This is a genomic window from Massilia sp. Bi118 (genome assembly GCF_918697865.1).
Classification (GTDB): Bacteria; Pseudomonadota; Gammaproteobacteria; order Burkholderiales; family Burkholderiaceae_D; genus Telluria.
Genome location: NZ_CAKKMV010000002.1, coordinates 140,351 through 152,848 on the forward strand (window position 1 = coordinate 140,351; position 12,498 = coordinate 152,848).

The 12,498-nt window shown below is 66.8% G+C and carries 12 protein-coding genes; 9 read left to right on the top strand and 3 right to left on the bottom strand.

Annotation, left to right across the window (positions count from 1 at the left end):
* Entirely contained in the window at positions 1–945 is a 945-nt protein-coding gene (locus LQV39_RS03235) for an MYG1 family protein (RefSeq protein ID WP_230020308.1), read from the top strand.
* Positions 946–1,067: 122 nt separating this feature from the next.
* Here LQV39_RS03235 and LQV39_RS03240 read toward each other — a convergent pair whose 3' ends face one another.
* Positions 1,068–1,763 carry a 2OG-Fe(II) oxygenase gene (locus LQV39_RS03240; protein WP_230020309.1) on the bottom strand — a complete coding sequence of 232 codons (696 nt, stop codon included), beginning with the start codon at positions 1,761–1,763 and terminating at the stop codon, positions 1,068–1,070.
* A gap of 121 nt (positions 1,764–1,884) precedes the next feature.
* Here LQV39_RS03240 and LQV39_RS03245 point away from each other — a divergent pair, with 121 nt between their 5' ends.
* Positions 1,885–3,054, top strand: coding sequence for a GGDEF domain-containing protein (locus LQV39_RS03245; RefSeq protein ID WP_230020310.1), 1,170 nt, complete (start codon positions 1,885–1,887; stop codon positions 3,052–3,054).
* 8 nt (positions 3,055–3,062) lie between these two features.
* On the opposite strand, the gene LQV39_RS03250 is transcribed toward LQV39_RS03245, so the two are convergent.
* Entirely contained in the window at positions 3,063–4,238 is a 1,176-nt protein-coding gene (locus LQV39_RS03250; protein WP_230020311.1) for a rhomboid family intramembrane serine protease, read from the bottom strand.
* 2 nt (positions 4,239–4,240) lie between these two features.
* Positions 4,241–4,795: a cob(I)yrinic acid a,c-diamide adenosyltransferase gene (locus LQV39_RS03255; protein WP_230020312.1), complete on the bottom strand. Its 555-nt coding sequence runs from the start codon at positions 4,793–4,795 to the stop codon at positions 4,241–4,243.
* A gap of 74 nt (positions 4,796–4,869) precedes the next feature.
* Here LQV39_RS03255 and LQV39_RS03260 point away from each other — a divergent pair, with 74 nt between their 5' ends.
* The 7 genes from LQV39_RS03260 (at position 4,870) to LQV39_RS03290 (ending at position 12,459) form a co-directional block, all read left to right on the top strand.
* Positions 4,870–6,351: an FAD-linked oxidase C-terminal domain-containing protein gene (locus LQV39_RS03260; RefSeq protein ID WP_230020313.1), complete on the top strand. Its 1,482-nt coding sequence runs from the start codon at positions 4,870–4,872 to the stop codon at positions 6,349–6,351.
* 14 nt (positions 6,352–6,365) lie between these two features.
* The gene (glcE, locus tag LQV39_RS03265) at positions 6,366–7,436 is read left to right on the top strand and encodes a glycolate oxidase subunit GlcE (protein WP_230020314.1); all 1,071 of its coding nucleotides are present in this window, start codon (positions 6,366–6,368) and stop codon (positions 7,434–7,436) included.
* A 2-nt stretch (positions 7,437–7,438) separates the two neighbouring features.
* Complete coding sequence (gene glcF, locus LQV39_RS03270; protein WP_230020315.1) at positions 7,439–8,671, top strand: glycolate oxidase subunit GlcF; 1,233 nt, start codon at positions 7,439–7,441, stop codon at positions 8,669–8,671.
* Positions 8,668–9,294, top strand: a complete 627-nt coding sequence (locus tag LQV39_RS03275) for a hypothetical protein (RefSeq protein WP_230020316.1) — start codon at positions 8,668–8,670, stop codon at positions 9,292–9,294. Before glcF ends, LQV39_RS03275 begins: the two co-directional genes overlap by 4 nt.
* A 45-nt stretch (positions 9,295–9,339) precedes the next feature.
* Positions 9,340–9,654, top strand: coding sequence for a hypothetical protein (locus LQV39_RS03280; RefSeq protein WP_230020317.1), 315 nt, complete (start codon positions 9,340–9,342; stop codon positions 9,652–9,654).
* A gap of 3 nt (positions 9,655–9,657) precedes the next feature.
* Positions 9,658–10,239: a pentapeptide repeat-containing protein gene (locus tag LQV39_RS03285; protein WP_307727832.1), complete on the top strand. Its 582-nt coding sequence runs from the start codon at positions 9,658–9,660 to the stop codon at positions 10,237–10,239.
* 156 nt (positions 10,240–10,395) lie between these two features.
* The gene (locus tag LQV39_RS03290; RefSeq protein ID WP_230020318.1) at positions 10,396–12,459 is read left to right on the top strand and encodes a glycoside hydrolase family 97 protein; all 2,064 of its coding nucleotides are present in this window, start codon (positions 10,396–10,398) and stop codon (positions 12,457–12,459) included.
* The last annotated feature ends 39 nt before the right edge of the window (positions 12,460–12,498 follow it).

Genomic DNA, 12,498 nt, shown 5'->3' on the forward strand with positions numbered 1-12,498 from the left:
ATGCTGATCGTCACCCACGGCGGCAAATTCCATGCGGATGACGCCTGGGCCGTCGCCGTCATCAAGGTCCTGCATCCCGAGGCCGAACTGGTGCGCACGCGCGACCAGGCCATCATCGACCGCGGCGACATCGTGATCGACGTCGGCGGCATCTGGGACCCGGCAACCGGCCGCTTCGACCACCACCAGAAGGGCTTCAGCGGCGCGCGCACCAGCGGCGTGCCCTATGCCAGCGCCGGCCTGGTCTGGCGCGAATACGGCGGCCGCTGCGTCGCCGCGCTGGCCGTCAAGCACACCGGCCACCAGTTGAGCGACGACACCGCCCAGCAGATGGCCTACGCCATCGATGCCGACATCGTGCAATACCTCGACCTGTCGGACGTCGGCGCGGCCAAGAACGCGCCCGGCGGCTACGGCATGTCGGCGGTGGTCTCCGGCTATAACCTGAACTGGATGGACGAGGAGAGGCTGGGCTACGGCGAGGCCGCCGACGTCTACCGCCTCAGCCAGTTCCACCGCGCGATGGACTTCCTCACCGACGTGATGGCCAACGCCGTCAAGTACCGCGTCGGCGCCATGCTGGCGCTGGAGCAGGTGCGCGGCGCCGAGACGCTGGAAGACGGGCGCCTGCTGTACCTGAAGAACGGCGCGCTGCCCTGGAGCTCGGTGGTGCGCAAGGAGATGCCGAAGGTCCTGTTCGTCATCAGCCACAACATCGGCGAGCAGCGCTACATGCTGCACACGGTGCCGGCCACGGTCGACACCTTCGAAGCGCGCGCCGATCTGCCGGCATCCTGGGCCGGCCTGCGCGACGCCGACCTGGCTGCCGTCACCGGCGTGGCGGACGCCGGCTTCTGCCATAACGGGCGCTTCATTGCGGCTGCCAAGTCGTATGAGGGTATTCATGCGATGGCCTTGCAGGCGTTGAAAGAAGTCGAAATTTAATCCCGTCGTTCCCCGCACCATAAGCCGTCATTCCCGCGAAGGCGGGAATCCAGGTTCGTGGCAAACCGCTAGCGTTTGCAAGTGTTCGTCAAACTTGGGTTCCCGCCTGCGCGGGAACGACGTTATTTGAACAATTCCTCCGCCCGCCGGTAAAGAATCCACGAAGTCGCCACATACTTGTCCCCGCTATGCGCCACATGCCCCTTGTGCGTGTGCGTGAAACCGGCCGGGGCGATGATCAGTCTGCCCTCTCTTGCTTCAACCTTCCTGCCCTGGTACAGGAATTCCGTCTCCCCACCTTCGGCCACGTCGTTCAGGTAGAACTGGAACAGCAGCACCCGGTGCAGGGTCTCGCAGCTGGCGTTCTGCGGATAGATCTCGGAATGCCAGTGGTGGTAGCCGCCGCTGGCGCGCAGGTACTTCTGCAGGTTGATCGGACCGCAACGGTACATCGCCTGCACCAGCGCGTCCAGGTGCGGGCGGCCGCATGCGTCGAAGTTGTCGAGCGAGAGCGCGACCGGCTGGCCGGTTTCCGGATGCGCGACCATCGGCGACAGCGCGCCCAGCACCAGCGCGCGGTACCGGTCCACGTACTGCGCCAGGTGGCGCCGCACGGCGGCCGACATCAGCCCGGCCACGTCCTGCCATTCCGGGTGCTGGGTGAGGGTGAGGTCCCAGCTGTCCTTCTTGGCGACGTCGACGCCGTTGCCGGTACGCCCGCGCACGACCTTGTCGCTGGCCTCGAAGCGCTCGAGGATGTGAGCGCACTGCGCGGCGCTCAGCGCATGGTCGTAGATGCCGATGAAGTCGTCAGTCATGATTCTTTCAAGAATTATAAGTGTTGTGTCGGAAACGTCACGTTCAGGCCGGTTGAGATAGCTTGCATGTTCGCTATGCGTTACGCTTATGGATTCCCTTCATGCCGTTATGCCTTTTTCCGTGCTCCGGTTCATCCAGTCCTTTGCTACCCCCGCGCGGTTTGCGCCAGCCCTCGAAGACGCCTACCAGGCCGACCTGGCCGGCGACAAGGTGCGCATGCTGTATGTCGCCAGTATATTGTGCTCTGTCCTGGTGCTGTGCTTCGGTTGCCTCGACGCCGTCACCTTGCCGAGCAATGTGCGCGGCGCCTGGACAGTGCGCGCCATCGTCGTGATCTCCGCGCTGGTGGTCACGGCCGCCGTACGCTTGCGGCCACAGGCCTTCCTGCGCAACTATACGCTCTGCATGTGCGCGACTGCGATCGGCTGGAGCGTCGGCATCGAAGCCATCATCACGCAGTCGAGTCCCTCCGACCTGGCCTGGGGCACGTATTACGCCGGCCTGCTGATCGTGTCGATGGCGCTGTATGCCTGGACCTACCTGCGCCCGCTGTACGCGGCCATCACCGGCATCGCCGTGGTCGGCAGCTATGTGGCGGAAGCCGTCTTCGTGCAAGGGATGATCGAGCGCGGGCAATGGCCGCTGCTGGTGCAGAACAGTTTTTTTCTCGCGGTCGCGAACCTGGTCGGGATGACGTCCCTGGTTCTGCGCGAACGCTTTTCACGCCAGGCCTTCCTGCTCAAGAACGCGCTGGCGCACGACCTGAAGCTCGAAGAAGAAGCCAAGCGCCAGAGCCAGCACCGGTCCGAGCACGACCCGCTGACCGGCCTGCCCAACCGGGTGCGCTTCCTGCGCCGGCTGGATGAATTGCTGGCGGCGCGCCAGGGCGCGGCCGCGGTGGCGGTGCTGTTCCTCGACCTCGACGGCTTCAAGCCGGTCAACGACCGCCACGGCCACGCCGCCGGCGACCATATGCTGGCCGTGATCGCCGAGCGTATCCGCGGTGCGATCCGTACCTCCGACCTGGCCGCGCGCCTGGGCGGCGACGAGTTCGTGGTGGCGGTGCCGCTGGCCGACGCCAACGGCGACCTGGTGGTGCGCCGCATGAGCGCCGCCTTGCGCGCCGCAATCGCCGAGCCGGTCGAGTACCAGGGACAGCATCTGCGGGTGTCGGTCAGCATCGGCGCCGCGCTGTGTCCGCACGACGCCGCCAGCGCCGGCGAACTGCTGCACCAGGCCGACCAGGACATGTATGCCTCGAAGCGCCACCGCAAGCAGCTGGTATCGTAAGCCTGTCCTCAAGCCGCGCGCTGCCCGGGCACGTGCAGCGAGCGCGCCAGCAGGTGGCCGGCCAGCCAGCCGCCGACCAGGCCGCCGATGTGGGCTGCGTTGTCGGTGTGCGGATACAGGAAGCCGGCGCCGATATTAAATAACAGGAAGGGCCCGACCGAGGCGCGCAGGTCCTGTACCACGGTCGGCGGCACGCCGCTGTGCTCGCGGCCGATGAAGGCGAACAGGCCGCCGATGATGCCGAAGATCGCCCCCGAGGCGCCGACGCTGTTCACCGGGTGGTGCGACAACAGGCCCCACAGCAGGCTGCCCGCGCTGCCGCCGATCGCGGCCAGCAGGTACAGGCCGGCAAAGCGCAGGCTGCCGAAGATGCGCTCGACCAGCTGGCCCGCCTGCCACAGCGTGAACATGTTCATCGCCAGGTGCAGCAGGTTCCCGTGCAGGAAAGCCGAAGTCAACATGCGCCACCATTCGCCGGCGCGCAGTGTCCGGCTCGGCAGGTTCGATCCCCAGTTCACCAGCTGCAGCTGGGGCAGGGTCGGATGCACTTCCGGGCCCCAGCCGGTAAAGGACGCCAGCTGCAGCTTCCACTGCCCGCCGCCGATCACATTCAGCAGGCCCTGCTTCCACAACTGTAGATGACCCTGCCAGCCGACGGCCGAACTCCAGCCCGGCAGCGGCTTGAACGTCGGCGCGCCGAAGCCCTGGCGCTCCAGCCACATCAGGACGAAGATCGCGATGTTCGCGCCCAGCAGCGTCCAGATCACCGGCGTCGACGGACTCCAGTAGTCGATGCGGTCGTGGAAGGCTTCGCGTTCGGCATGCGCCTCCGCTTCGAATTCGGGCGTGCGGCGCACGGGGAGGGCGGCGGCGATGGTCTTCGCCGCTTCGCGGCCGGCGGCGGAAAAACCGACTTCCTGCGCGCCGTCCACGTCGACCAGGTCGAAGATGACGTCCTCGCCCCAGGTCCGCACGTTGACGACGTCGGCCTTGCGCAGGCGCTGCTCCGCCTTCTTCGGAAAGCGGAAGCTGCGGTGGATGCTGCCGCGCAGGACCAGGAAGTCGGCCTCGACCACCAGCTGCCCCGGGCCCTGGAGGCGGAAGGGATTCGACGGCCAGTTCGGCCCGCCGCGGTAAAAGCGGACCGCGAACACCTCGGCCTTTTCCTGGACAGCCAGCGTCATTCTCAGCCGCGCTTGCGCTCGTGGTTCCACAGCACGTCGCTGCCGCCGGCATGGCGGTTCAGCACGCGCGCCAGCACGAACATCAGGTCCGACAGCCGGTTCACGTATTGACGGGGCTGGGCATTGATCGTGTCCGACTTCGACAGGGCGACGATGCTGCGCTCGGCACGGCGGCACACGGTGCGGCACACGTGGGACAGCGAGGCGGCGCGCGAACCGGCCGGCAGGATGAACTCCTTCAGGATCGGCAGGTCCGCATTGTATTTCTCGAGCAGGCCGTCGAGGCGCGCCACGTGTTCGTCCTTGATCATCTGGTAGCCCGGGATGCACAGCTCGCCGCCCAGGTCGAACAGGTCGTGCTGGATCGAGACCAGCTCCTCGCGCAGTTCGGCCGGCATGTCTTCGCACAGCAGCAGGCCGACGAAGGAGTTGAGCTCGTCGACGTCGCCCAGCGCCGCGATGCGCGCGCTGTCCTTGCCGGTGCGGCTGCCGTCGCCGAGACCGGTGCTGCCGTCGTCGCCGGTACGGGTCGCGATTTTCGAGAGTCGATTGCCCATGCTTATGCCCCGCCTATAAAAAAAGATAGCGCGAGCATACGCCAAAAAAGTGCAATAGTGCTTACAATCGGCTTATGATCTCTGCGATTCCCGTCGACCCCGAGCGCCGCCGGCAGGTGGCCTCAGCCCTGCGCGCCGTACTGCCTGCGCGCTGCGTCCTGCACGATCCCGAAGACACCCGGCCCTACGAATGCGACGGCCTGGCGGCCTACCGCCAGCTGCCGATGGTCGTCACGCTGCCCGACAACGAGGAGCAGGTGCTGGCGATCCTGAAAGTCTGCCGCGAGCTGAACGTGCCGATCGTGCCGCGCGGCGCCGGCACCGGCCTCTCCGGCGGCGCCCAGCCGCTGGCCGATGGCGTGGTGATCTCGACCGCGCGCCTGAACCGCATCCTGCGCGTCGAGCCCTATGCGCGCACCGCCGTGGTCCAGCCCGGCGTGCGCAACCTGGCGATCTCGGAAGCGGCCGCGCCCTTCGGCCTGTACTACGCGCCGGACCCGTCCTCGCAGATCGCCTGCACCATCGGCGGCAACGTCGCCGAGAACTCGGGCGGCGTGCACTGCCTGAAGTACGGCCTCACGGTGCACAACGTGCTGCGCGTGCGCGTCTGCACCATCGATGGCGACGTCATCGAGCTGGGCGGCGAAGCGCTCGATGCGCCGGGCCTGGACCTGCTGGCCGTCTTCATCGGCTCGGAGGGCATGCTCGGCATCGTCACCGAAGTCACGGTGAAACTGGTGCCGAAGCCGGCGCTGGCCCAGGTCATCATGGCTTCCTTCGACGACGTGGTCACGGGCGGCAATGCGGTGGCCAGCGTGATCGCGGCCGGCATCATCCCCGCCGGCCTGGAGATGATGGACCGGACTTCTTCGCGCATGGTCGAGCCTTTCGTGAAGGCCGGTTACGACCTCGACGCAGCCGCGATCCTGCTGTGCGAAGCGGACGGCACCGCGCTCGAAGTGGCCGAGGAAATCGAACGCATGACGGAAGTGCTGCAGCAGGCCGGCGCCAGCGCCATCGCGGTGTCGCAGAACGAGGCCGAGCGCCTGCGCTTCTGGTCCGGCCGCAAGAACGCCTTCCCGGCCGCGGGCCGCATCTCGGCTGACTACTACTGCATGGACGGCACCATCCCGCGCAAGCACCTGGCCCACGTGCTGTCCCGCATCGAGGAGATGCAGGACACCTATGGACTGCGCTGCGCGAACGTGTTCCACGCCGGCGACGGCAATATGCACCCCCTGATCATGTTCGACGCCAACAAGCCGGGCGAGCTGCAGCGCGCCGAGGACTTCGGCGCCGCCATCCTGGCCCTGTGCGTGGAAGTGGGCGGCACCATCACCGGCGAACACGGCGTCGGCGTCGAGAAGATCGATTCGATGTGCGTGCAGTTCGGCGCGAAGGAGCTGGAAGCCTTCTTCACGGTCAAGCGCGCCTTCGATCCAGGCATGCTGCTGAATCCGAACAAGGCGGTGCCGACGCTCCAGCGCTGCGCCGAGATGGGCAAGATGCGGGTCAGCGGCGGCATGCTGCCGTTCGCGGACCTGCCGCGTTTTTGAAAGACCGAACCAACATGCAGCAGATTCTTGAAGGATTCCAGTCACAGGTGTGCGCCGCGGCCGCTGAAAAACGCGCGCTGCGCATCCGCGGCGGCGGCACCAAGGACTGGTACGGGCAGCGGCTCGAGGGCGAGACCCTCGACACCCGCGCCTATGCCGGCATCGTCGACTACGAGCCGACCGAGCTGGTGATCACGGCGCGCTGCGGCACGCCGCTTGGCGAGATCGAAGCCGCGCTGGCGGAGCGCAAGCAGATGCTGGCCTTCGAGCCGCCGCATTTCGGCGATGGCGCGACCCTGGGCGGCGCGATCGCCGCCGGCCTGTCCGGGCCGCGCCGCGCCAACAGCGGCGCGCTGCGGGACTTCGTGCTCGGCGCGAAGCTGCTGGACGGGAAGGGCGAGGTGCTGACTTTCGGTGGCCAGGTGATGAAGAACGTGGCCGGCTACGACGTTTCGCGCCTGCTGGCCGGCTCGATGGGCACGCTCGGCTTGCTGCTGGAGGTATCGGTGAAAGTTCTGCCGGTCGCCTACCGCGAAGCCACGCTGCGCTTTGCGATGAGCGAGGTCGACGCCATCCGCAAGCTGAACGAATGGGGCGGCCAGCCGCTGCCGATCTCGGGCAGCTGCTGGCTCGACGGCGTGCTGGCGCTGCGCCTGTCGGGCGCGCAGGCCGCGGTCGACGCGGCGGTGCGCACGCTGGGCACGGCGCATGGCGGCGAACCGATGCCGGACTGCGCCGCTTTCTGGGCCTCGCTGCGCGAACAGCGTCATGCCTTCTTCGAGGGCGACGCGCCGCTGTGGCGTTTGTCGGTGCCATCGACCGCTGCCGCCATCGGGATCGAAGGTCCCCAGCTGATCGAATGGGGCGGGGCGCAACGCTGGCTGCGCGCGGACGGCGATGCCGCTACCGCTCAGCGTATCCGCGCCGCCGTGACGGCATGCGGCGGCCACGCGACCCTGTTCCGCGGCGGCGATAAAAGCGTCGGCGTGTTCCAGCCGCTGGCGCCGGCCGTCGTGAAAATCCATGAACGTTTAAAAGCCGGATTCGATCCGTCGAACATTTTCAACCCCGGCCGGATGTACTGATTATGCAAACGAACCTTGCCGATTTCATCAAGGGCACGCCAGAAGGCGAGGAGGCGGAAGCCATCCTGCGCGCCTGCGTGCACTGCGGCTTCTGCACCGCTACCTGCCCGACCTACCAGCTGCTGGGTGACGAGCTCGATGGCCCGCGCGGCCGCATCTATTTGATCAAGCAGGTGCTGGAAGGCGTGGAGCCGACCCGCAAGACCCAGCTGCATCTGGACCGCTGCCTCACCTGCCGCAACTGCGAAAGCACCTGCCCGTCCGGTGTGAAGTACGGCCGCCTGGCCGACATCGGCCGCAGGGTGGTCGAGGAACGCGTGCCGCGCCCGTTCAAGGATCGCGTCAAGCGCACGACGCTGAAAGAGTTCCTGCCGCGCGGCGGGCTGTTCAAGCCGGCCTTCAAGGCAGGGCAGGCGGTAAGGCCGCTGCTGCCCTCCAGCCTGCGCGACAAGCTGCAGCCGGCGCGTCCCGCCGGTCCGTGGCCGCGCCGCGAGCACGCGCGCAAGATGCTGGCGCTGGCGGGCTGCGTGCAGCCGGCGATGGCGCCCGACATCAACGCCGCCACCGCGCGCGTGCTGGATTCGCTGGGCGTGCAGCTGCTCGAAGCGCCCAAGGCCGGCTGCTGCGGCGCGGTGCGCTTCCACATGAACGACCAGGACGGCGGCCTCGATGACATGCGCCGCAACGTCGACGCCTGGTGGCCGTATGTCGATCAAGTTGAAGCCATCGTGATGACGGCCTCCGGCTGCGGCGTCACCGTCAAGGAATACGGCCACCTGCTGGCGCAGGACCCGGCGTATGCGGCCAAGGCCGAGCGCATCTCGGCGATGACGAAAGACCTGTCCGAGATCATGCAGGACTTCGAGGGCGAACTGAACGCGCGCATGGCCGGCCGCATCCAGGAACGCATCGCCTTCCACCCGCCCTGCACCCTGCAGCACGGCCAGCAGATCCGCGGCAAGGTCGAAGGCGTGCTGCGCGCCGCCGGCGTCGACGTGGTGCTGTGCGCGGACAGCCACCTGTGCTGCGGCTCGGCCGGCACTTATTCGGTGCTGCATCCAGAGATCGCGCACGAACTGCGCGACCGCAAGCTGGCCAGCCTGGAAGCCACCGGCGCGAAGGAGATCGTGTCTGCGAATATCGGCTGCATCGGCCATTTGCAATCGGGGACCGGGACGCCGGTCAGGCACTGGATCGAGCTGGTCGACCGCGCGCTTGCCGGCGTGGCGGCATGATGCGGCGCCTGGTCGCCGTATTGCTGGCCGTCTCCTGCAGTCTTGCCGCCGCAGCGGACAAGAAGCCGCACAAGCCGGCGCCTTCCAGTGAGAACACGGAAGGCTTCCTGAACCTCTACGTCGAAATCTGCGTGCGCCACTTCGGCGATCTCGAGGACTTCCGCGCGCGCCTGCTGCGCGAGAAGGTGCCGAAGCTGGCGCCGGAACACGCGAAGCTGTTCCTGTCCGGGATGGCGGGCGACGCGTGGCCGGTGCCGTACAAGGGCAAGATGGGCAACTTCGTGCTGGCCCTGCCGGCCGGGAAGAACCTGTGCCTGCTGCATGCGCACCGTGCGAATACCGTCGCGGTCGAGAAAGGCTTCCTCGACATCGTCGCCGATGCCCCCAAGCCGATGGTGGCGAAGCGCGGGCCGGTGCGCGAGGAGCTGAGCCTCGACAAGCTCAAGATGCGCACCGTCTCGTCCACCTGGGCGCCGCCGGGCGCGCGCCGCAAGATGGAATTCATGCTGACCACCTCGGCCTCGCCCAAGGCCGAGCTGCAGGCGCTGGGGTCGGTGGCGATCGTTGCCGACGACGGCCCGCCGAAGGCACGGGCGCGTCCGACGCCAAAACGGACGCCGTGATAGCATCTGCGCCCGATATTTTTAAGCTGTAAGGCGGAGGTGCCCATGAGTTTCGTGTTTCGATTGATCTCCCAGGACGAGGACGCGGCGCCCTCGGTTGCGTTCCAGGATTCGATCGGCCCCGGCTACGTCTCGCTGTGGGAAGAGATCGGCGTCTACGATGCGCTCTACAACAGCGACGGCCGCGAGGCGCGCGAGGTGTCGCGGGCCATGGCCTTCGGCATCGACCAGCTGACCGACAACGAAGCGCTGGGCCGCATGCTGCCCGCCACGGCGCGCCTGGGCGAGGCGATTCGCTTCCTGGAGAACGTGCACCGCGGCTGCACCATTCATTCGTCGGCACGCGTCGAGACCCGTTAAAGCATGCAGAAAACGATCACTCTTAGCGGCGAAACCATCACCCGCGCCCGCATCGAACAGCTGCTCGCCGATGGCGTGCTGCTGGCGTTCGAGGAATGCGATTTCCAGCAGGCCGACCTGTCGCGACTGAACCTCGAGGACTGCAGCTTCTCCCATTGCGCCGTGCTCGAGGCCTCCTTCTACGCGGCCAGGCTGGCGCGCACGCGCTGGCGGCGCTGCCGCGGCGGCCATGCCGATTTCGAGGCCGCCGACCTGGTCGACGCCCGCTTCGAATCCTGCGATTTGAACAACGCCATCTGGCGCCGCGCCAAGCTGGTCTCATGCAGCTTCCGCGGCTGCAAACTGACCGGCGCCAGTTTCGAGGAAGTGTCGCAGCTGGGCCTGTCCTTCGACGATTGCCTGCTGGTCGGCGCCGACCTGCGGCGCATGTCCTTCAGGAAGGCCAGGCTCGCCGGGCTGGATTTTTCGGATGCCGACCTGTCGGGCTGCGACTTCCGTGAAGCCGTATTCGAGGCGGCAGCCTGCGCGATGCCCACATCAAGGACACGCGCTTCGAGCAGGCCGATTTGCGCGAGGCCGATGTAGGCGGACTCAAATTGTTGAATGCCAAGCAGTTTGCCGGGGCGACCATCTCGCCGCGCCAGGCAGCAGAGCTGGTGCGCACACTCGGCTTGAACGTCGCCTGAGTTATTCACGCAGTTGCTGTAGTAAAATTACATCTCTTCAATGGAGGTGTCAGCGATGCGCGTTCGTCCCAGCTTCAAACCGAATTTCCCTTCGCTTGCCGCGGCCCTGGTGGCCGCACTCAGCCTGAGCAGCCAGGCCGCATGGGCGCAGGCCGTGGTGGCCAGCGCCGCCTCGCCCGGGGACGTGCTGCAGGTCGAGGTCCAGATCGACGGCGCCGGCAAGCTGGGTTACGACATCAAGCGCCGCGGCAAGGAAGTCATCGGCCTGTCGCGCCTGGGCTTCAACCTCGCCAACGCCCCCAAGCTGGACGGCGGCTTCAGCCTGAAAGCGCAAAAGACCAGCGAGCATGACGATACCTGGGAACAGCCCTGGGGCGAGCGCCGCTACGTGCGCAACCACTACCGCGAACTTCGGGTCGACGTCGAACAGAAGAACCGGAGCGGCCGCGCACTCACGATCGTCTTCCGCATCTACGACGACGGTGTCGGCTTCCGTTACGAATTCCCGGCCCAGCCGCAGCTGAAGGACACTGCCATCCTCGACGAGCTGACCGAATTCGCGGTCGCCCAGCCGGCCACGGCCTGGTGGATTCCGGCCGGCGAGCTGCCCGGCCTCGAAGAACAGATCCAGAAGGCGCCGCTGGCCGAAATCGGCACCGCCAACACCCCGCTGACCCTGCGCCTGGCGGACGGCACCCACGTCGCCCTGCACGAGGCGGCGCTGGTCGATTACGCCTCGATGTGGGTGCGCAAGGTCGAAGGCCAGAAGCTGCGCGCGCAGCTGGCGCCGTCGAGCATCGGACCGGCGGTAGTGAAGCATGGCGCCTTCACGACGCCGTGGCGCACGCTGCGCATCGCCGACGACGCCCCTAGCCTCTACATGTCCGACCTCGAGCTGAACCTGAACGAGCCGAACAGACTGGGCGACGTGTCCTGGGTCCACCCGTCGAAGTTCGTCGGCGTCTGGTGGAGCATGCACCTGCAGCACACCAGCTGGAACGCGGGTCCGAAGCACGGCGCCAACACCGCCAACGTCAAGAAGTACATCGACTACGCCGCGCAGAACGGCTTCCGCGGCGTGCTGGTCGAAGGCTGGAACCAGGGCTGGGAAAGCGACTGGGGCCATGGCGGCGCGGACTTCAGTTTTACGAAGCCTTATCCCGACTTCGACCTGCCGGCATTGGCCGCCTACGCGAAAGAGAAGGGCGTGCGCCTGATCGGCCACCACGAGACCGGCGCCAACCTGCCGGCCTACGAAAAGCAGATGGATGCGGCCTATAGACTGTATGCGAAGCTGGGCGTGGACAGCGTGAAGTCCGGCTACGTGCACGAAGCCGGCAGCATGCAGTTCCAGGGTGCGGACGGCAAGGTCCACTACGGCCACTACGATTCGCAGGAAGGCGTCCGCCACTTCGTGAAGGCCGTGACCGAGGCTGCCCGCTACAAGATCGCCGTCGACACCCACGAGCCGATCAAGGACACCGGCCTGCGCCGCACGTATCCGAACTGGATCTCGCGCGAGGGCGCGCGCGGCGTCGAATACAACGCCTGGGGCAACCCGCCGAACGCCGTCGACCACGAGGCCAAGCTGGTCTTCACGCGCATGCTGAGCGGCCCGATGGACTACACGCCGGGCATCCTCAGCCTGGTAGGCGCGGACGGCAAGGTGTTCAACTCGACCCAGGCCAAGCAGCTGGCCAACTTCGTCCTCATCTACTCGCCGATCGTGATGGCGGCCGACCTGCCGGAGAACTACGCAAAGTACCCGGCCGCCTTCAAGTTCATCCGCGACGTGCCGACCGACTGGGCCGAGACGCGCGTGATCAACGGCGCGGTGGGCGAATACGCCAGCATCGCGCGCAAGGACCGCAAGTCGGACAACTGGTATGTGGGCGCGGTGACGGATGGGGCGGCGCGCGTTTTGTCGCTGCCTTTGTCCTTCCTCGATTCGGGCAAGCAGTATGTGGCCGAGATCTATCGCGATGGCGATGCGGCGGATTACCGGAATGAGCACCGCTTCGATCTCGTCACCGAGACGCGCACGGTGACGGCGAAGGATGTGCTGCAGCTGAAGCTGGCGCCGGGTGGCGGGCAGGCGATCAGGTTGTCGCCGAAGTGATAAGCAAAGTTTTCAACAATTTCCCCCGTTCACGTAACG